The following is a 19,068-nucleotide window of genomic DNA, read 5'->3' as shown; positions in this document are numbered from 1 at the left end:
GCCGGTCAGCTCGCGCTCTGCTGGGTCTGGCTGCCGGTCGGCACCTTCAGCGGGATCAGGTCGCGCGGAGGCATCGGGCCGCTGCCGCGGACCACGACGATGCTGCGGAAGAGCTCCTCGACCGAGGCGGCCGCCTGCTCGTCGACGGCTCCGGCTCCGGCGATCACGCCGCGGAGGAACCAGCGCGGACCGTCGACGCCGACGAACCGGGCGACGCGGGTCTGGCCGCCGGCGATCGGGAGCTCGGCGACGAGCTCCGGACCGAAGACGCCGTCGCGCTCCGTCGTCGATCCGCCCTGACGGCCGATCTGCTCGGCGATCTGGCCGCGGATCTCGTGCCAGAGGCCCGAGGAGCGCGGCGCGGAGAAGGGCTGCACCTGCAGCGTCGACCCTGCGTAGTCGAGGCCGACGGCGATGACGCGCTTGGTCCCCTCCTCGACCTCGAGGCGGATGTGCATGCCCTCGCGGGGAAGCACCTTCACCCCGCCGAGGTCGATGTAGGGGCGGACCGGGTTGGCCTCGCGCTCGTCCAGGGGCCCGGCCTCCGCGCGATCCTCCGGCGCCGACTTCTCGAAGTCCTGCTGGACGGGCTCGGCGGCCTCGCCGGCCGTGGGCTGGATGTCGCTCATGCGCTCTCCTCGTGGATTCTGGTCTCCTGGGCGCCGGCGGCGTACCCGGTGGATCCGAAGCCGCCCGTGCCGCGGACCGACTCGGGAAGCTCGTCGACGGTCGTGAACCTCGCCTGGACGACGGGGACGATCACGAGCTGCGCGATCCGGTCCCCCGCCGAGACGCGGTACGTCTCGCGGCTGTCGGTGTTCAGCAGCGCCACCCGGATCTCGCCGCGGTAGCCCGCGTCGATCGTTCCGGGGGCGTTGACGACGGTGATGCCGTGCCTGAAGGCCAGCCCGCTGCGGGGGACGACGAAGCCGGCGTGGCCCTCCGGGAGGGCGACGGCCACCCCGGTGCCGACGGAGGCGCGCTCACCGGGGGCGAGCACCACGTCCTCCGTCGAGTGGAGATCGGCTCCCGCGTCGCCCGGACGGGCGTAGGAGGGGAGCCGGTCCGCGGTGATCGGGACGTCGACGGTTGCAGGCACGTGACGAGGGTAGACCAAACGTCTGATCCAATAGGGTCATGCCGTCCTACCGAGAGAGGCTGTGGCCCGCGCCCTGGCTCTTCGTCGCCACCGCCCTCGTGATCCCCGCCAGCATCCTGGTGTTCGCGCCCATCGACCTCGCGGTGGGGGTGATCGTCGCGGTCGTTCTGTACGCGGGCTGCGTGCTGTCGCTGCTGGCCCTCTCCCCCGTGATCGAGGTGGCGGAGGGGGAACTGCGCGCCGGCCGCGCACATATCCCGCTGGACCTCGTGGGCGAGCCGTCCTCCTACTCGGGGGACCAGGCGTTCGCCGAGCGCGGGACGCGCCTGGACGCGCGGGCGTACCTGGTCATCCGCGGCTGGGTGAAGGAGGTGGTGCGGGTCCCGATCGAGGATCCGGCCGACCCGACGCCGTACTGGCTGGTCTCCACCCGCCGCCCGGACGACATCGTCGCCGCGATCCGGGGATCACGGCGACGGAGCGGTCGTCCTTCGGAGCCGGGAGGCGCTTAAGCGGCGCACTCCAGGCAGATCGGTCCGAGCTTCTCCTCGTGGTCGATCTGCGAGCGGTGCTTCACGAGGAAGCAGCTCACGCACGTGAACTCGTCCGCCTGGGGCGGAAGGACCACGACGTCCAGATCGAGGTCGGACAGATCGGCACCGGGCAGTTCGAATCCGCCCGGGTTGTCGGCGTCATCGACGTCGACGACTCCGGACATCTTGTCGGGGACTCGCTCCTTCAGGGCCTCGATCGACTCGGAGTCGTCATCGGTCTTGCGGGGGGCGTCGTAGTCCGTAGCCATTCCCATCCACTTCTTATTTCTGCTGTTCAACAAATCGGCGGGGTCAGTGTGCATCACGACGCATCGATTCGCAAACCACCTCGAACGGCTCTTGACACCCGCTCGCCCCGCCTCCTTCCGCACCAACTTTCGACCCGCCCGGGGTATTCCCGGCCGATCGCCCGGGCGCGTGGCATCCTTGCCCGGTCCGCGTCCAGAAGGAGGGTCCCCACGATGATGGAACTGAAGGTGATCGGCGTCGAGGGCGGATCGCTCGTCCTCGTGTCCGAGGGCGGCGAGCGCTTCTCGGTCCGCATCGACGAGACGCTGCAGAGCCAGCTGCGGCCGCGGGTCCACACCCTCCCGCCGCGCGAGAAGCGCGTCTCCCCCCGCGAGATCCAGGCCCACATCCGCTCCGGGCTCTCCGCCGAGGAGGTCGCCGAGCTCACGGGCGCCGACCTGGGCTACGTCCAGCGCTTCGAGGGACCCGTCACGGCCGAGCGCGAGCACATCGTCGCGTCCGCTCTCGCCGTGCGCGTCTACACGACCACCGACCCCGATCCCCTCGAGGAGGGCACGCCCTTCGGCGACGTCATCCGCGACCGCCTCGCGTCGCTCGGCGCCGAGGGCGAGCAGTGGTCGAGCTGGAAGGAGGAGGAGGGCTGGGTCGTCAAGCTCCTCTTCCGCTCGGACGAGATCGACCACGACGCCCGCTGGCGCTTCGACCCGCGGAAGGCGCTGCTGTCGCCGCTGACCTCCGAGGCGATCACGCTCTCGCAGCAGGGTGAGATCCGGCCGACCCTCATCCCGCGCCTGCGCGCCGTCATCCCCGCCGCCGTCGACGAGCTCGCCACGCGCTTCGACACGGAGTCCGCGGAGGCGCCGAGCCGCTCCGCCCGGGCCGACCACCCCACCGCCGGCCGCCCCGCCGCGATGCCGCACGCCCGGCCGGCCGCCGTCCGCCCCTCCGACACGGAACCGCAGCCGGCCCTCTCCGAGACCCCGCGCCCGATCTCGACGCTCCCCCGCCCCGTCACCAGCACGACGGAGCAGCGCGAGCGCAACCTCAACGACACCGCCGACCTGCTCGACGCCCTGCGTCGCCGCCGGGGCGAGCGCGATCACGCCTCGAGCCTCCGCGTCCGCGAGGAGCCGGAGCCCGAGGCCGAGGCCGCTCCTCCCGTCGAGAAGGCACCGGAGCCGCCGCGCACCGCTCCCCCGGTCCCCGAGCAGCCGTCGGGCGTGCGCGGGAGCCTCCGCCGGGGGCGGGCGTCGATGCCGAGCTGGGACGAGATCGTCTTCGGAGCGCGCAGCGACGACTGACCCTCCGCCGGCGCGGCTCCGCCGGGGCGGACGGTGCCCCCCGTCCCTCCGGCCCGGCTCAGGCCAGCGCGCCGAAGCGGAGGAGCGGCACCTGCGTCTCCTCCGGCGTGAGCGACCCGTGCTGTCCGATCATCGAGCGGCCGGAGGAGTCGTCCGCCGCGTAGTAGGCGATGGTCCTCCGTGCCGCGACGAACACGTCGCCCATCCGCTCGGCCGCCGCCGGCGAGACCTCGCCGAACCAGCCGCTCGCAGCGACCCCGTCGCGCGTCGCGATCCAGGCGCGTGCGCCCTCCGCCTCGATCCAGCGCCGCGCCACCTCGTCGGGGTCCACACCCGGCTCGAGGTGCAGCTGCAGGCAGCGGGGCTCTCCGCCGAGGTGCCGGACGCCCTCGAGCAGCGGTCCCCGCTCGACGAGCACGTGCGAGGACGCCGGAACGTCCACGATGCCGTGGTCGGCGGTGACCAGCACGCTCTCGCGGGCGGAGAGCCCGCGGACCGCTCCGCCGACCTCCCCGTCCAGGAGCTCGAGCGCTGCCGTCCACTCCGGCGACTCCCAGCCGCGCGCGTGCGCCGCCTGGTCGAGCTCGGGGACGTAGAGGTACACGAGCTGCCGGCCGCCCTCGTCGAGCAGGGCGCGCGCCGCCGTGAAGCGCTCGGCGACGCCGCCGGCGGAGTGGTACTCGGCGCCGCGCAGGATCGCCCGCGTGAGACCGGAGCGGGCGTACCGCGCGGGGCCGATCACTCCGGCCCGGACACCGGCGGCCGAGGCCTGCTCGAAGACCGTGGGGTGGGGCTGCCACGTCTCGGGCACCATGCCCTCGTCCCAGCCGGAGAGCTGGTTGACCAGGCGGTCGGAGGCGCGGTCGAGCACGCGGTAGCCGACCATCCCGTGCCCGCCCGGGCGCAGGCCCGTCGTCAGGCTCGCCAGGGCCGCCGCGGTGGTCGTCGGGAAGCCCGAGACGAGCGTGGTGCCGCGGTTGAGGGCCGGGGCGAGCGTGCGCGAGTGGCCCCCGCGCTGGCGGAGGTTCGCGGCACCCAGGCCGTCGACGAGGACGACCACGATCCGCTCGACGCGGGGCGAGCCGAAGAGGCCGGGGCGGCCCAGGAGCGCGTCGAGGGCGCCCGGCAGGACGTCGGCGAGGCTCCGCCGCCCGTCGGGGGCTGGCGGTATCATGTGGGTCATCGCGCCCAGTTTCGCACAGCGCCGCCGTCCCCGCCGGGCCGGTGCGGCGGAGCGTCCGCGTGAACGGGAGGGCCGGTCCCGTCCGCGAGGCGCCGTCTCCGCTCCGCCCGTCCCGTCGAGCGCCGCAGGGCGGTGCAGTCCCCCGCCGCCGCCCCGCGCCCGCCACCGAATCGAGTCATGAACGCTGCAGCCCCCTCCTCCGGATCCTCGCTCACCGAGCGCATCGAGGACGTCGACGTCTCGGCCGAGATGGAGGGGTCCTTCCTCGAGTACGCGTACTCGGTCATCTACTCGCGGGCCCTGCCCGACGCCCGCGACGGCCTCAAGCCGGTGCAGCGCCGGATCCTCTACATGATGAGCGAGATGGGGCTGCGGCCCGATCACGGCCACGTGAAGTCGGCCCGCGTGGTCGGCGAGGTGATGGGCAAGCTGCACCCGCACGGCGACGCCTCGATCTACGACTCCCTCGTCCGCCTCGCCCAGCCGTTCACGATGAGGGTCGCCCTCGTCGACGGGCACGGCAACTTCGGCTCCCTCGACGACGGCCCGGCCGCGGCCCGCTACACCGAGGCCCGCCTCGCCCCGGCCGCCACGGCCATGACCGAGCACCTCGGCGAGGACGTCGTCGACTTCGTCCCGAACTACGACAACTCGCACGACCAGCCCGAGGTCCTCCCCTCCGCGTTCCCGAACCTGCTGGTCAACGGGGCCAGCGGCATCGCCGTCGGCATGGCGACGAACATGGCGCCCCACAACCTCGTGGAGGTGATCGGGGCGGCCCGGCACCTGATCGCCCATCCCGACGCGTCCCTGGACGACCTGATGTCGTTCGTCCCCGGACCGGACTTCCCGAGCGGTGGCACGATCGTCGGCCTCGCCGGCGTGCGCGACGCTTACGCGACCGGCCGGGGCGGCTTCAAGACCCGCGCGCGCGTCTCGGTCGAGAGCATCACCGCGCGCAAGTCCGGCCTGGTCGTCACCGAGCTGCCCTACCTCGTCGGCGCCGAGAAGGTCATCGACAAGATCAAGGACGGCGTCCAGAACAAGAAGCTCAGCGGCATCTCGGACGTCACCGACCTGACGGACCGGGACAACGGCCTCCGGCTCGTCATCGGGATCAAGACCGGCTTCAGCCCGGAGGCCGTCCTCGAGCAGCTCTACCGCTACACGCCCCTCGAGGACGCGTTCTCGATCAACAACGTCGCGCTGGTCGACGGCGGCCCGCGCACCCTCGGCCTGAAGGAGCTGCTGCAGGTCTACATCGGCCACCGGGTGCAGGTCGTCACCCGGCGGACCCGCTACCGACTGCGCAAGCGCCAGGAGCGGCTGCACCTGGTCGAGGGCCTGCTCATCGCGATCCTCGACATCGACGAGGTCATCCAGCTGATCCGCGGGAGCGACGACACCGCGGCGGCGCGGGCCCGGCTGATCGAGGTCTTCGACCTCAGCACCCTGCAGGCCGACTACATCCTCGAGCTCCAGCTCCGCCGTCTCACGAAGTTCTCGCGCATCGAGCTCGAGACCGAGCGCGACACCCTCCTCGCCGAGATCGCCGAGCTCGAGGCCCTCCTCGCCAGCCGCTCACGGATCGACGAGCTGGTCTCGGACGAGCTCGACGAGGTCGCCCAGCGCCTCGGGACCCCGCGGCGCACCCTGCTCACCGAGGCGCGTCCCTCCGTCGCCACCACCGGGCGGAAGGCCGCCGCGGTGCTCGAGATCGCGGACGTGCCCTGCCGGGTGCTGCTGAGCACCACCGGCCGCATGGTGCGGGTCGACCGCGACCCCGAGGCCGCTCCCCACCCCGAGCGCGCCACGCGCCGCTCGAAGCACGACGCCGTCCTCAGCGTGCTCGACACGACCAGCCGGACGGAGATCGGCGCGGTCACCAGCGCCGGTCGGCTCCTCCGCTTCTCGCCGGTCGACGTGCCCGCCGTCCCCTCCTCCTCGGTGCAGCTGGGCGCGGGCGTGCGCATGAGCGACTACCTCCCGCACCTGGCGAAGGACGAGCGGGTGCTCGCGCTCGTCGCCCTCGACGACGAGCGGCCGATCGCGCTCGGCACCCAGCAGGGCGTCGTCAAGCGCGTCGCGCCGGGCGAGCTGCCCAACCGCCCGGACATCGAGCTCATCGCCCTGAAGCCGAAGGACGCCGTCGTGGGCGCGGCCGCGTCGGCGGAGGAGGACGAGCTGGTCTTCGTCACCGGCGAGGCCCAGCTGCTGCGCTTCCCCGCGTCCGCCGTCCGCCCTCAGGGCCGGACCGCCGCGGGGATGGCCGGGGTCAAGCTGGCCGAGACCGACGACGTCGTGCACTTCGCCGTCGTCGCCGCCGAGGACCGGGACGAGGCCGTCGTCGCGACGGTCGCCGTCGACAGCTGGGCCCTCTCGGGGACCGACACCGGCAGTGCGAAGGTCTCGCCGTTCTCGGAGTTCCCCGCCAAGGGCAGGGCCACCGGCGGAGTCCGTGCGCAGCGCTTCCTCAAGGGCGAGACCGCCCTCGGAGTGGCGTGGGTCGGCCCCGGTCCCGCGCACGCGATCGAGGCCGACGGCTCGGTCGCCGCGCTGCCCGACTCCGGGATGAAGCGCGACGGCTCCGGCGTGGCGCTCGCGGCGCCGATCGCGACGATCGGAGCGGCGCCCGAGGTGTTCTGAGCCCCGCGGCTCAGACGTCGATGCGGTCCCGCGACAGCGACTCGGACCCGCGGACGATGAACTCCTTGCGGGGTGCCACGTCGTTGCCCATCAGCAGCTCGAACACCCGGCCGGCGTTCTCCGCGTCGGCGACCCGCACCCGGCGGAGGGTGCGGCGGGAGCGGTCCATGGTCGTCGTGGCCAGCTGGTCCGCGTCCATCTCGCCGAGCCCCTTGTAGCGCTGGATCGGGTCCTGGTAACGGCGGCCCGCCTTGCCGAGGGCCGCGAGCACGCTCTGCAGCTCCTTCTCGGAGTAGGTGTAGATCGTCTCGTTCGGCTTCTTCCCCGCGTTCATCACCACGAGCCGGTGCAGCGGAGGCACGGCGGCGAAGACGCGCCCCGCCTCGACGAGCGGCCGCATGTAGCGGAAGAAGAGCGTGAGCAGCAGGGTGCGGATGTGGGCGCCGTCGACGTCGGCATCGCTCATCAGGATGATCTTCCCGTAGCGGGCGGCCGAGAGGTCGAAGGAGCGGCCGGAGCCGGCTCCGATCACCTGGATCATCGAGGCGCACTCGGCGTTCGAGAGCATGTCGGCGATGCTCGCCTTCTGCGTGTTGAGGATCTTCCCCCGGATCGGCAGCAGGGCCTGGTACTCGCTGTTGCGGGCGAGCTTGGCGGTGCCGAGGGCGGAGTCGCCCTCGACGATGAAGAGCTCGCTGTTCTCGACGTCGCTGCTGCGGCAGTCGACCAGCTTCGCCGGAAGGGAGGAGGACTCCAGCGCGTTCTTGCGGCGCTGCGTCTCCTTGTGCGCGCGGGCCGAGATCCGCGACTTCATCTCGGCGACGACCTTCTCGAGGAGCTGGGAGGTCTGCGCCTTGTCCTCGCGGCGCGTCGAGGAGAACACCACGCCCAGCGTCGAGGCGATGGTGGAGGCGACGATCGCGCGGACCGCGGGCGTGCCCAGCACCTCCTTCGTCTGGCCTTCGAACTGCGGCTCAGGGAGCCGCACGGTCAGCACGGCGCTGAGCCCGGCGAGGACGTCGTCCTTCTCGAGCTTGTCCGAGCCGACCTTGAGGCGGCGGGCGTTCGCCTCCACCTGGGAGCGGAGCAGCTTCAGCAGGCCCTGCTCGAAGCCGGTCTGGTGCGTCCCGCCCTTGGGCGTCGAGATGATGTTCACGAAGCTGCGCATCACCGTCTCGTAGCCGGTGCCCCAGCGCAGGGCGATGTCGACCTCGCAGGTGCGCTCCACCTCGGTGGGCACCATGGCGCCGCCGGGGGTCAGCACCGGCACGGTCTCGGTGAAGGTGCCGGAGCCGGTGAGGCGCAGCACCTCGGTCACGGGGGCGTCGGGGGCGAGGAACTCGACGAACTCCGAGATGCCGCCGTCGTAGCGGAACATCTCGGCGCGGCGCTCGTCCGCCCGGTCGTCGACGATGTCGATCGTCAGGCCGGGGACGAGGAACGCGGTCTGCCGGGCGCGCGTCACCAGGTCGTCCGTCTGGAACGAGGCGCCCTTCGTGAAGATCTGGCGGTCGGCCCAGTAGCGCACGCGCGTACCGGTGACGCCCTTGGCGACCTTCCCGACGACCGTCAGCTCCGACCCGTTCTCGAACGGCGTGAACGGAGCGTCGGGGGTGGGCTCGCCCGCGTCGGCGAAGCGCCCGGGCTCCCCCCGGTGGAACGACATCCGGTAGGTGCGGCCGTTGCGGTCGACCTCGACGTCGAGGCGCTCCGAGAGCGCGTTGACCACGGAGGCGCCGACGCCGTGCAGACCGCCGGACGCCGCGTAGGACCCGGAGCCGAACTTGCCGCCCGCGTGCAGCTTCGTGAACACGACCTCGACTCCGGAGAGCCCCGTCTTCGGCTCGATGTCGACCGGGATCCCGCGCGCGCGGTCGCGCACCTCGACGCTGCCGTCGGCGTGCAGGAGCACGCTGATCTCGGTCCCGTGCCCGGCCAGCGCCTCGTCGACGGAGTTGTCGATGACCTCCCAGAGGCAGTGCATGAGGCCGCGCGAGTCGGTCGATCCGATGTACATGCCGGGCCGCTTCCGGACCGCCTCGAGACCCTCGAGGACGGAGAGGTGGCGGGCGTTGTAGTCGGTGGAGGCCATCCGCCCAGTCTACTTTCGGGAACCGCTCCGGCCGCGGTGGCGCGGCACCCGACGACAGCACGATGGCCGCTCGGCGCGGGGCCCCTACGCGCAGAGCGAAATGCCGACCGATCGACTCCGTGCGGAAACAATCGCGTGCTTGGATGGGTTCCACTAAGCAGAGATCGAAGAACGAGTGCAGGAGGCCAAGTCATGTCGACCACAGCAACCCAGAACGGCGTGGACGAGCTCGCCGGTGCCCACCAGCTCTCCGCCGCCGACCGCTGCGACAGCTGCGGTGCCCAGGCGTACATCCGAGTGGTCGTGAACAACGGAGAACTGCTGTTCTGCGCGCACCACGGGAAGAAGTACCAGGAGAAGCTCTCCAGCATCGCCCAGAGCTGGCACGACGAGTCCGCCCGACTCTTCGAGGAGCAGCGCCCCTAGCGTGTCCCCGATCAGCCCGGACGGCGCGTCAGCGCCCTACCGACCGACACCGAGCCGCTTCGCGATCACATCGCGAGCGGCTCGTGCCGTTTCATCGACCAGGCGGAGACGCTCGTCCGACGGGGAGTAGGCGTCGCCGAGGGCGCGCCGCAGGATCGCGTCCGCGAGCGAGGGGTTCTTCGCGAGGACGGGGCCGTGCAGGTGCGTGCCCAGAAGGCCTCCCTCCGCGTAGCCCTCGTGGCCGGCGCCGTCGCCGGTGCCGTGCAGCACTCGGCCGAGCGCGTGCTCGGGCGCGATCCCGGTCATCCGGCGCTCGTGGTTCTCGAAGCCGATGAGGACGCCGCCCGGCGTCTCGACGAGGAGGTCGTCGGTCGCGCGCTCGCCCGTGACCGAGTCTCCGGGGAACAGCCCGATCCCCTGGGCTCCGCCCGCGGCCGTGCTGATCGAACCGGCCAGCATCTCCCAGCCGGCTCCGACCGCGACCACCTGGGTGCCCTGGTCGACCCAGGCCCGCAGCGTCGGCGCGATCTCGTGGAGGAGAGCCAGGACGCCCGGGAGGTCCTCGTCCGCTCCCGTCCCGGCGACCAGGACGTCCGGACGGACCTCGGCGTCGGAGGCGGTCGCCAGCGGCACCACCTCCGCCTCGACGCCCGACCAGCGCGCCCGAGCCGCGAGGACCCGGGCGTTCGCCGCGTCGCCGTTGCTGTCCAGGACGTCGGGAGCGAGCACGGCGATGCGGAGGGTGGTCACGCGGTCTCCTCGCGGTTGGTGACGAGCTGCAGGTGCGCACGGGTGCGGCGCATCGAATCCGCCGAGAAGACGATGGTCTTCCGGCCGGAGGCGGGGGTCGGCAGAGCGAGGAACGCGTCGAGCGCGCGACCCAGGTCCTCGTCGACGGAGTCGACGCGCACGCCGTCGTAGCGCAGGTGCAGCGCCGCCTCGTGCGCCTTCGACCCCGAGACGACTCTGACGTGCCCGAGCACGGAGGTGTCCACGGGCCAGAAGTAGGAGGGGTCTCGGACGTCGGAGCCGATCGCGAGCATGATCTGCTCGGTCCCCTCGGGGATCTCCGCGATGTTCAGGCGGTAGCTCGCCGGGTTCTGGACCAGGACGAACTCGACCTCGTGGCCGCGCACGGTGACGATCTCGCCCCGCCCGAAGACGGGGTCGATGCTCGAGAGCGCGGAGGCGGCGAGGGCCGGGTCGAAGCGCTCAGCGAGCACGGCGCGGGCCGTGGAGACGGCCGCTGCGGCGTCCACCGCGTAGTGGACGCCCCGTGCGGGGAGCCGGACCTCGAGCGGGTCGCCGTCGCTGATGATGCGCGCGGCCGCTCCCGTCGTGCTCTCGACGACGGTGGTCGCACGGTCGGTCCCGGCCTCCGCCTCTGCGGCGTAGCCGAGACCGCCGGACGCGGAGTCGCGGATGGAGGAGGAGACGCCGTACCAGCGGATCCGCTCGTCGGGGAGGGAGGTCGCGACATCGGCGACGTGGCGGTCGTCGGCGTTCAGCACGACGGGACCGGTCGCGCGGGAGGCGATGGTGCCGAGCATCCGCGCGACCATGGCCGGGTCGAAGAAGCGGTCGATCTGGTCGACCACCACGTTCGTCAGCAGGACGACGCGGGGGCGCATCCGGGGCGCGAGGCGCGCGCCGTGACCCTCGTCCATCTCGAGGACGGCGATGTCGGCGTCGATCCGTCCGCGGAGGTCCGCCCGCTCCAGGAGCGCGGAGGTCAGCCCCTGGGCGATGTTGGCCGTCGAGGGGTTGGTGAAGACCCGGAGCCCGTGCGCGCGGAGCACCGCGACCAGCATCTTGGTCGTGGTCGACTTGCCCGCCGATCCCGTGACGACCACGAGGCCGTCCCGGAATCCGTCGAGCACCGCGGGCAGGAATCCGGGCGCGACACGGTTCACCACGAGTCCGGGCACGGCGGATCCCCCGCCGGGCTTCCGGACCCGCGCGGCGAACCGGGCGGCCCTCCCGAGGAGGACCGCCGGCGCGTAGCGGATCACCGGCCTACTCGAGGTAGTCGCGGAGCGACTGCGAGCGGGACGGGTGGCGGAGCTTGGCCATCGTCTTGGACTCGATCTGACGGATGCGCTCGCGCGTCACGCCGAAGGTGTCGCCGATCTGGTCGAGCGTCTTCGGCATGCCGTCGCCGAGGCCGAAGCGCATGCGGATCACGCCGGCCTCGCGCTCCGAGAGCGAGTCGAGCAGCGACTCCAGCTGCTTCTGCAGCATGGTGAAGCCTACGGCGTCGGCCGGGACGACCGCCTCGGTGTCCTCGATGAGGTCGCCGAACTCGCTGTCGCCGTCCTCGCCCAGGGGCGTGTGCAGCGAGATCGGCTCGCGCCCGTACTTCTGCACCTCGATGACCTTCTCGGGGGTCATGTCGAGCTCGCGCGAGAGCTCCTCGGGCGTGGGCTCGCGGCCCAGGTCCTGGAGCATCTGGCGCTGCACGCGGGCCAGCTTGTTGATGACCTCGACCATGTGCACCGGGATGCGGATGGTGCGGGCCTGGTCGGCCATCGCGCGGGTGATCGCCTGGCGGATCCACCACGTGGCGTAGGTCGAGAACTTGAAGCCCTTGGTGTAGTCGAACTTCTCGACCGCACGGATGAGGCCCAGGTTGCCCTCCTGGATGAGGTCGAGGAACTGCATCCCGCGACCGGTGTAGCGCTTCGCGAGGCTGACGACGAGCCGGAGGTTCGCTCCGAGCAGGTGGCTCTTCGCGCGCTGGCCGTCCTTCGCGACCCAGCGCAGCTCGCGGACGAGCTCCGGGCTGAGGTCGGTCGAGTTGGCGAGCTTGTCCTCGGCGAACAGGCCGGCCTCGATGCGCATCGCGAGCTCGACCTCCTCGGCCGCGTTCAGGAGCGCGACCTTGCCGATCTGCTTCAGGTAGTCCTTGACCGGGTCGGCGGTGGCGCCGGTGATCGCGGTCGAGTAGACCGGGACCTCGTCGTCCTCTCCGCCGAACGACAGGACGAGCGCACCGCTCGGGAGCGGCTCGGCCGGAGCGGCGACGGCAGCGGCGGCCGGGGCCTCCGGCGTCTCCGCGTCGTCCTTCGCGTCGGTCTCGGTGTCCTCGGCGACGACCTCGGTCTCCTCCTCCTCCGCCGCCTCGTCGGGCTCGACGGCGTCGGTCGGCTCCTCCTCGGTGTCGGCGGGAGCGGCGGCCTTGGTCGTGGCGCGCGAGCGGGTCGTCTTGGCCGCGGTGGTCTTGGCCGCCGTGGTCTTCGCCGCGGGCTTGCGCGTCGCGGGCTTCTTGGTGGTCGTCGTCACGTCGTCGTCGACGGCGTCGAGCGTTGCGGTCTTGGTAGCTCTGGTGGCCATGGCGGCACCTCTCCATCCGTTGCGTCCCGGGGGCGGGCGGCGCGGGAAGGCGTCGTCCGTCGGTGGGCATTACGAGGACCCATGTCAAGTCGAGGACGTCGCACGCCCGACGTGGGCCTGGTGCTCCTCGACCCGAACGGGTCCTATTGACAATTATTGCACGTCTGAGTAGTGCAGCCGTGCGGTGCGGTGCGAGTGGGGCTCGATCCGGCGGGATCCGGGCCGTTCCGCTGGGACATCGCGTCTGCAGAAGGGCGGATCGACGGACGACCGTCAGCGCCCCGCGCGGCCGCGGCGCATCCGGTCACTCAGTGCAACCCAGAGAGGGGCCACGGTTATTCCCTCGTCCTCGGCCAGGCGGCGGCGGGTCCGGCGGCGCGCGACGACGAGTCCGACGACTCCGGCGCCGACCACCACGTACTGCACGCACCACGCCAGGCGGAAGTGCTCGAGCGAGTAGGTCTGCTCGGAGGAGGCACCGGGACCGGCCAGTGCGTCGAGGATCAGGCCGATCGCGAACATCATCGTGAAGCTGGCCAGGAACCCGCCCACGTTGACGACTCCGTTCGCCGCGCCGAGGCTCCGCGAGGGGTTGAACGTGCGGGCGAAGTCGAACCCGATCATGGAGCCGGGGCCGCCCGCTCCGACGACGATCAGGAGCAGCACCACGAGCCAGTACGGCGGGATGCCGGGCCAGAGCAGCACGACGGTCCAGGCGACCGCCATCGCCGAGACGATCCCGAGCACGAGGTTGCTGCGGCGCATGGGGTGGCGGGCGGTCAGGACGCCGAGTACCGGCCCGACGACGATCCCCGCGATCACGACGATCGTGAGGGTCGGCGCGGCGACGGTCGGCGGCAGACCGATCGCGTAGACGAGGAAGGGGTAGCCCCAGAGGAGCGTGAAGACCGTGCCGGAGGACTGCGTGACGAAGTGCGACCAGAAGCCGAGCTGCGTCCCCGGCCGGCGCAGGCTCACTCCGAGCTGCGCGATCGTCGCCCGGAGCGTCGGGGGCACCACCGTGATCGGCTCGGTGCGCGGCGGAACGTCGGCGACCAGGAGGAGCACGCCGAGGAAGGACACGGCCCCGAGGCCGGCGGCGCTGAGGAACGCGGGCTCCCAGCCGAACGTGTGGAGGATCGCCGCGAACGGGAGTGCGGAGAGGATCTGGCCCACCTGGCCGATGTTGCCGATCCACTGCGAGAGCTGCGGCACGATCGGTCCGCTGAACCAGGTGACCGTGAGGCGGATCACGGAGGTGAAGATCGCGGCGTCCCCCGCTCCCAGCAGGATCCGCCCGACGATCGCGACGCCGATGCCCGGCGCGATCGCGACCACGACCTGGCCCGCCATCATCAGGGCCGTGCCCGAGAGGATCAGGGTCCGCGGGCCGAACCGGTCGATGAGGATCCCGACCGGGATCTGCATCCCGGCGTAGACGATCAGCTGGACGACGGCGAGCGACGAGAGGACGGCGGCGGCCACCCCGAACCGCTCCGCGGCGTCCACTCCTGCGACGCCCAGCGTCGTGCGGTCCAGGACCGCGACGAGGTAGGCGAACGCTCCGGCACCGAAGACGAACCAGGCTCGACGATCACGCACTCGTCCGATCCTACGGCCGCTCAGGAGGCGGTGGGCTCCTCGCCCGGGCGGCGGATCGCGAGGAACTTCTCGAGCTCGGCGGCGATCGCGTCGGCGCTGGGCACGAAGCCGTCCTCGTCGGTGAGCGGCGAGCGGAGGCTCGTCCCCTCCATGTAGGTGTCGTGCCGCGCCTCGAGGGCCGAGACCAGCTTCTGCAGCTCGTCGTTGCCGCCGACCTGCTCGTCGACCTTGCCGAGGAACTCCCGCCCGCTCTCGCGCAGGCGGTCCGTCGGGAAGATGAGGCCGGTCGACGCCGAGATGCTCTCGAGCGCCGCGACCGCCGCCTGCGGGTACTCGGTGTCCGACAGGTAGTGGGGGATGAGCAGCGCGAAGCCGACCACGGTCAGACCGCGCTCGTAGAGGCGCAGCTCGAGCAGGTGGAGGACGTTCGAGGGCACCTGCGTGTGCGGCTTCCAGACCGACATCGCCTCGATCAGGTCCTCGCGGTTGCCGCTCACGGTGACGCCGACGGGCCGGGTGTGCGGCACGGGCATCGGGATCGCCTGGACCCACGTGGTCGAGGCGACGTCGAGCCGCTCGAGGAGGGAGACCACCGCGCGGGTGAACCGCTCCCACTGGAAGTCGGGCTCGAAGCCGGTGAGCAGGAGGAACGGCTGGCGCAGCTCGTCGTGCGCGAGCGAGAGCCGGAGCATCGCAGGACGGTAGTCGGTCAGGTGGTCCTGGTCGAACGTGATGATGGGGCGGCGGGCCCGGTAGTCGAGCAGCTGATCCTGGTCGAAGACCGCGACCCCGCGGTGCTCGAGGGTCTCGAAGAGGTACTCCCCCAGCTGCCCCACCGCTCCCCCGGCGTCGGCCGAGCCGGTCAGGCCCGCGACGAGGTGCAGCCCGCGCGGGATCTCGGAGAGGTCGCCCTCGATCTCGAACAGGTCTTCCGGATCCAGCATGCGTCCAGTCTAAACGGGGGTCCCGGCGCCCCGGCCGGGTCCGCTGAGCCCTCAGCGAACAGCGCCTAGCATTGCCGCCATGCCCCTCTCCTCTCTCGAGTACTCGACCGTTCCCGCCTCCGACATCGACACCGACGCCCTCGTCCTCGGCGTCGCCCCGGGACCCGACGGTCCCCGGCTCGTCGGCGCGGAGGGCTTCGAGGAGCTGGCCCCCGCGCTGAGCGCGCTCGGCGCGACCGGCGCGGCCGAGACGCTCGTGCGCGTGCCGTCCTCGGTCCGTGCCGGAGTGATCGTCCTCGTCGGCCTCGGCTCGGCGGAGCCTGACGACACCGCGCTGCGGAACGCCGCGGGCGCCGCCGTCCGCCTGCTCGCGGGGTCCGCCTCCGTGGCCCTCTCCCTCCCCGCCGGCTCCGACGGCACGCTCGCCGCGGTCGCCGAGGGCGCCGCGCTCGGCTCCTACTCCTTCACCGCCTTCCGCGGCAGCACCGCCGCCGCGGCGAAGGCGCCCGTCGAGCACGTCGTCCTGCTGGGCGGCGGCGAGTCGGCCGACCCCGCCGTCCTGGACCGGGCGCTCGTGCTCGGCCGCGCGGTCGGCATGGTGAAGGACCTCGTCAACACTCCCCCGTCGCACCTCTACCCGCAGACGCTGGCCGAGGCCGTGCAGACCGGCGCAGAGGGACTGCCCCTCGAGGTCACCGTCTGGGACGAGGAGGCCCTCGCGGAGGAGGGGTTCGGCGGCATCCTCGGAGTCGGCAGCGGCTCCTCCCGCCCGCCCCGCCTCGTGAAGGTCGCCTACGCGCCCGAGGGCGCGAGCACCCACCTCGCCCTGGTCGGCAAGGGCATCACCTTCGACAGCGGCGGACTCTCGCTCAAGCCGCCGGCCTCGATGATCGGGATGAAGACCGACATGGCGGGCGCGGCGACCGTGTACGCCGTCGTGCGCGCCATCGCGGAGCTCGGCCTCCCGCTCCGCGCGACCGCCTGGCTCTGCATCGCCGAGAACCTCCCCTCCGGGACCGCGATCCGCCCGGACGACGTGCTCACCGTGCGCGGCGGGACCACGGTGGAGGTGCTGAACACCGACGCCGAGGGCCGACTGGTGCTTGCCGACGGCCTCGTCGCCGCCAGCGAGGAGCAGCCCGATGCGATCATCGACGTCGCGACGCTGACCGGCGCCTCCGTGGTCGCCCTCGGCAACCGGACCGTCGGCGCTCTGGGCGACGACGAGCTGGTCTCCCGCGTCCTCGACGCCGCCCGCGCGGCGGGAGAGCCCTTCTGGCAGATGCCCCTCCCCGCGGAGCTGCGACCGCTGCTGAACTCGGACATCGCCGACATCGCGAACGTCAAGCCGGGCAACACCGCCGGCGGCATGCTCCTCGCCGGCCACTTCCTCCGCGAGTTCGTCGGGAAGCGCGGCGAGGGCGAGGACGCGACCACGATCCCGTGGGCGCACCTCGACATCGCCGGCCCCTCGAGCAACGGAGGCGGCGGCTACGGCTTCACCGGAGCCGGCGCCACGGGGGTCTCGGTGCGCGCGCTGATCGCCCTGGCCGAGGGCTTCGCGAGCGCGTAGTAGGGTCGACGGGGCGGGAGATCCCGCCTCGTCCCCCCTCCCGATCCGCTCGGCGCTCAGCGCCGGAGCCGGTCGGCCGGGAAGCGGGACCGCACGTCGCGAGGGAGTCACTGGGTGTCGGAAGAGCGCTACGACCTGGTCGTGCTCGGAGGTGGCAGCGGCGGGTACGCGGCGGCCCTCCGGGCGACGCAGCTCGGGATGAGCGTCGCGCTCGTGGAGCGCGACAAGCTCGGCGGCACCTGCCTGCACCGGGGATGCGTGCCCACCAAGGCCCTGCTGCACGCCGCCGAGCTGGCGGACGGCGCCCGCGAGGGAGAGAAGTACGGCGTGCTCTCGAGCTTCACCGGGATCGACATGGCGGGCGTCACGCGCTACCGCGAGGGCGTCGTCGCCGGCAAGTACAAGGGGCTCCAGAGCCTCGTGTCCTCGCGCGGCATCACGGTCGTGACCGGCGACGGCCGCCTCACCGCGCCGGGCACCGTAACGGTCGGCGAGCACCTGCTCCACGGCGCGTCGGTCGTCGTCGCCACCGGGTCCGCCTCCCGCACCCTCCCCGGCATCGAGATCGGCGGCCGGATCCTGACGAGCGACCAGGCTCTCGAGCTCGACCACGTGCCCGCGAGCGTCGTCGTCCTCGGCGGCGGAGTGATCGGCGTCGAGTTCGCGAGCGTCTGGCGCTCGTTCGGCGCCGAGGTCACGATCGTCGAGGCCCTCCCCCACCTCGTTCCCAATGAGGACGAGAGCGTCAGCAAGCAGCTGGAGCGCGCCTTCCGCAAGCGGGGCATCGCCTTCCAGCTGGGATCCCGCGTCGCGTCGGTCTCGCAGAGCGAGGGCGGCGTCTCCGTGTCGCTCGAGAGCGGCGCCACGGTGGAGGGCGAGATCCTGCTGGTCGCCGTCGGCCGCGGCCCGGTGACCGCAGGCATCGGCCTCGAGGAGGCCGGGGTCCGCCTCGACCGCGGCTACGTGCTGACCGACGAGCGCCTGCAGACCTCCGTCCCCGGCGTGTACGCCGTGGGCGACATCGTGCCGGGGCTCCAGCTCGCGCACCGGAGCTTCCAGCAGGGGATCTTCGTCGCGGAGGAGATCGCCGGTCTGGGCCCGCAGGTCGTCTCGGACGTCAACGTCCCGAAGGTGACCTACAGCGACCCCGAAGTGGCCTCCGTCGGCCTCGGCGAGGCCCGCGCGATCGCCGAGTACGGCGCCGAGCGCGTCGCCGTGTACGACTACGGCCTCGGCGGCAACGCCCGGAGCACGATCATCGGGACCACCGGCTCCGTGAAGGTCGTGCGCCTGGTCGACGGCCCCGTCGTCGGCGTGCACATGGTCGGAGCCCGCGTCGGCGAGCTGATCGGCGAGGCTCAGCTCATCGTGAACTGGGAGGCGCACCCCGAGGACGTCGCGCCCCTCGTGCACGCGCACCCCACTCAGAACGAGGCGCTCGGCGAGGCGCACCTCGCTCTGGCAGGGAAGCCGCTGCACGCCCTGTAGAACCACTGCGGTGCGGCGATCCGCCGCTTCCGCATCAGTAAGCTGGACATCGAAACACAAGCGTCTTAAGGAGACAGGCTCATGAGCGAATCCGTCAGCCTCCCGGCACTCGGAGAGAGTGTCACGGAAGGAACGGTCACCCGCTGGCTGAAGAACGTCGGGGACCGCGTCGAGGTGGACGAGCCCCTGCTCGAGGTCTCGACCGACAAGGTCGACACCGAGATCCCGTCGCCCGTCGCGGGAGTGATCGAGGAGATCCTCGTCCAGGAGGACGAGACCGTCGAGGTCGGCGCCGAGCTGGTGCGCATCGGCGACGGCTCCGGAGCCGCGTCGGCGTCCGAGCCCGAGGCTCCCGCCGAGGAGGCCCCCGAGGTCCAGGCCGCCGAGACCGAGGCCACCGACGAGGCGACCCCGTCGGTCGACGCCGAGAGCGACGCCGAGGCCCCCGCCCCGGCCGAGCCCGAGCCGGCCCCGGCCGGCGACTCCGGTTCCCGTGAGGGTGGAGAGGTCGATACCGTTCTCGCCCGCGAGCTTGCGCACGAGCGGGGTGACGTAGCCGGGGTTGGAGTCGGTGGGCT

General features: G+C 72.3%; 16 protein-coding genes and 1 pseudogene. 7 read left to right on the top strand and 10 right to left on the bottom strand.

Annotated features, from left to right (window positions below):
- Window positions 1-5 precede the first annotated feature (5 nt).
- Both C5C56_RS14765 and dut read right to left on the bottom strand, forming a co-directional pair.
- A complete protein-coding gene (locus C5C56_RS14765; protein WP_104248032.1) occupies window positions 6-629 on the bottom strand; it encodes a DUF3710 domain-containing protein in 624 nt (207 codons plus the stop codon).
- Window positions 626-1,099: a dUTP diphosphatase gene (gene dut / locus C5C56_RS14760; protein ID WP_104319836.1), complete on the bottom strand. Its 474-nt coding sequence runs from the start codon at window positions 1,097-1,099 to the stop codon at window positions 626-628. Before dut ends, C5C56_RS14765 begins: the two co-directional genes overlap by 4 nt.
- 38 nt (window positions 1,100-1,137) lie before the next feature.
- On the opposite strand from dut, the gene C5C56_RS14755 reads away from it, so the two are divergent.
- Complete coding sequence (locus tag C5C56_RS14755) at window positions 1,138-1,611, top strand: DUF3093 domain-containing protein (RefSeq protein WP_104232568.1); 474 nt, start codon at window positions 1,138-1,140, stop codon at window positions 1,609-1,611.
- Here the strand turns inward: C5C56_RS14755 and C5C56_RS14750 are convergent.
- Complete coding sequence (locus tag C5C56_RS14750; RefSeq protein WP_055792269.1) at window positions 1,608-1,901, bottom strand: DUF4193 domain-containing protein; 294 nt, start codon at window positions 1,899-1,901, stop codon at window positions 1,608-1,610. The genes C5C56_RS14755 and C5C56_RS14750 overlap by 4 nt on opposite strands.
- Window positions 1,902-2,114: 213 nt before the next feature.
- Between C5C56_RS14750 and sepH the strand changes: the two genes are divergently transcribed.
- Entirely contained in the window at window positions 2,115-3,203 is a 1,089-nt protein-coding gene (sepH, locus tag C5C56_RS14745) for a septation protein SepH (RefSeq protein ID WP_104232567.1), read from the top strand.
- A gap of 58 nt (window positions 3,204-3,261) precedes the next feature.
- Here sepH and C5C56_RS14740 read toward each other — a convergent pair whose 3' ends face one another.
- Window positions 3,262-4,386, bottom strand: a complete 1,125-nt coding sequence (locus tag C5C56_RS14740) for an alkaline phosphatase family protein (protein WP_258065688.1) — start codon at window positions 4,384-4,386, stop codon at window positions 3,262-3,264.
- Between the two features lie 177 nt (window positions 4,387-4,563).
- Here C5C56_RS14740 and C5C56_RS14735 point away from each other — a divergent pair, with 177 nt between their 5' ends.
- Window positions 4,564-7,032 (top strand): DNA topoisomerase (ATP-hydrolyzing) subunit A, encoded by a 2,469-nt coding sequence (locus C5C56_RS14735; RefSeq protein WP_104319835.1) that lies wholly within the window; start codon window positions 4,564-4,566, stop codon window positions 7,030-7,032.
- A gap of 10 nt (window positions 7,033-7,042) precedes the next feature.
- On the opposite strand, the gene C5C56_RS14730 is transcribed toward C5C56_RS14735, so the two are convergent.
- On the bottom strand, window positions 7,043-9,124 hold the full coding sequence (locus C5C56_RS14730) for a type IIA DNA topoisomerase subunit B (RefSeq protein WP_104222112.1): 2,082 nt from the start codon (window positions 9,122-9,124) through the stop codon (window positions 7,043-7,045).
- 192 nt (window positions 9,125-9,316) lie between these two features.
- Between C5C56_RS14730 and C5C56_RS14725 the strand changes: the two genes are divergently transcribed.
- Complete coding sequence (locus tag C5C56_RS14725; protein WP_068212876.1) at window positions 9,317-9,550, top strand: hypothetical protein; 234 nt, start codon at window positions 9,317-9,319, stop codon at window positions 9,548-9,550.
- 36 nt (window positions 9,551-9,586) lie between these two features.
- Here C5C56_RS14725 and C5C56_RS14720 read toward each other — a convergent pair whose 3' ends face one another.
- From C5C56_RS14720 to C5C56_RS14700, 5 genes are all read right to left on the bottom strand, one after another.
- Window positions 9,587-10,300 carry a type 1 glutamine amidotransferase gene (locus C5C56_RS14720; protein WP_146078817.1) on the bottom strand — a complete coding sequence of 238 codons (714 nt, stop codon included), beginning with the start codon at window positions 10,298-10,300 and terminating at the stop codon, window positions 9,587-9,589.
- Window positions 10,297-11,562, bottom strand: coding sequence for a Mur ligase family protein (locus C5C56_RS14715; RefSeq protein ID WP_104288261.1), 1,266 nt, complete (start codon window positions 11,560-11,562; stop codon window positions 10,297-10,299). Before C5C56_RS14715 ends, C5C56_RS14720 begins: the two co-directional genes overlap by 4 nt.
- 4 nt (window positions 11,563-11,566) lie before the next feature.
- Complete coding sequence (locus C5C56_RS14710) at window positions 11,567-12,883, bottom strand: RNA polymerase sigma factor (RefSeq protein ID WP_104232561.1); 1,317 nt, start codon at window positions 12,881-12,883, stop codon at window positions 11,567-11,569.
- 273 nt (window positions 12,884-13,156) lie between these two features.
- Window positions 13,157-14,485 (bottom strand): nitrate/nitrite transporter, encoded by a 1,329-nt coding sequence (locus tag C5C56_RS14705; RefSeq protein ID WP_104261522.1) that lies wholly within the window; start codon window positions 14,483-14,485, stop codon window positions 13,157-13,159.
- A 20-nt stretch (window positions 14,486-14,505) separates the two neighbouring features.
- A complete protein-coding gene (locus C5C56_RS14700; protein ID WP_104261521.1) occupies window positions 14,506-15,429 on the bottom strand; it encodes a proteasome assembly chaperone family protein in 924 nt (307 codons plus the stop codon).
- A 79-nt stretch (window positions 15,430-15,508) separates the two neighbouring features.
- Here C5C56_RS14700 and C5C56_RS14695 point away from each other — a divergent pair, with 79 nt between their 5' ends.
- From C5C56_RS14695 to C5C56_RS14685, 3 genes and pseudogenes are all read left to right on the top strand, one after another.
- Entirely contained in the window at window positions 15,509-17,002 is a 1,494-nt protein-coding gene (locus C5C56_RS14695; RefSeq protein ID WP_104288259.1) for a leucyl aminopeptidase, read from the top strand.
- Window positions 17,003-17,116: 114 nt separating this feature from the next.
- Complete coding sequence (lpdA, locus tag C5C56_RS14690; protein WP_104288258.1) at window positions 17,117-18,490, top strand: dihydrolipoyl dehydrogenase; 1,374 nt, start codon at window positions 17,117-17,119, stop codon at window positions 18,488-18,490.
- Window positions 18,491-18,571: 81 nt separating this feature from the next.
- A pseudogene (locus C5C56_RS14685) lies at window positions 18,572-18,976 on the top strand (biotin/lipoyl-containing protein); the annotation flags it as partial.
- Window positions 18,977-19,068 lie beyond the last annotated feature (92 nt).

The sequence above is a fragment of the Rathayibacter sp. AY1D1 genome (assembly GCF_002932635.1).
Classification (GTDB): Bacteria; Actinomycetota; Actinomycetes; order Actinomycetales; family Microbacteriaceae; genus Rathayibacter.
This window is presented reverse-complemented; position numbering and strand designations above follow the sequence as displayed.

Coding starts and splice junctions, on each gene's coding strand:
- C5C56_RS14765 (WP_104248032.1), bottom strand. CDS start 629: ATGAGCGACATCCAGCCCACGGCCGGCGAGGCCGCCGAGCCCGTCCAG.
- C5C56_RS14755 (WP_104232568.1), top strand. CDS start 1,138: ATGCCGTCCTACCGAGAGAGGCTGTGGCCCGCGCCCTGGCTCTTCGTC.
- C5C56_RS14750 (WP_055792269.1), bottom strand. CDS start 1,901: ATGGCTACGGACTACGACGCCCCCCGCAAGACCGATGACGACTCCGAG.
- sepH (WP_104232567.1), top strand. CDS start 2,115: ATGATGGAACTGAAGGTGATCGGCGTCGAGGGCGGATCGCTCGTCCTC.
- C5C56_RS14740 (WP_258065688.1), bottom strand. CDS start 4,386: ATGACCCACATGATACCGCCAGCCCCCGACGGGCGGCGGAGCCTCGCC.
- C5C56_RS14735 (WP_104319835.1), top strand. CDS start 4,564: ATGAACGCTGCAGCCCCCTCCTCCGGATCCTCGCTCACCGAGCGCATC.
- C5C56_RS14730 (WP_104222112.1), bottom strand. CDS start 9,124: ATGGCCTCCACCGACTACAACGCCCGCCACCTCTCCGTCCTCGAGGGT.
- C5C56_RS14725 (WP_068212876.1), top strand. CDS start 9,317: ATGTCGACCACAGCAACCCAGAACGGCGTGGACGAGCTCGCCGGTGCC.
- C5C56_RS14710 (WP_104232561.1), bottom strand. CDS start 12,883: ATGGCCACCAGAGCTACCAAGACCGCAACGCTCGACGCCGTCGACGAC.
- C5C56_RS14700 (WP_104261521.1), bottom strand. CDS start 15,429: ATGCTGGATCCGGAAGACCTGTTCGAGATCGAGGGCGACCTCTCCGAG.
- C5C56_RS14695 (WP_104288259.1), top strand. CDS start 15,509: ATGCCCCTCTCCTCTCTCGAGTACTCGACCGTTCCCGCCTCCGACATC.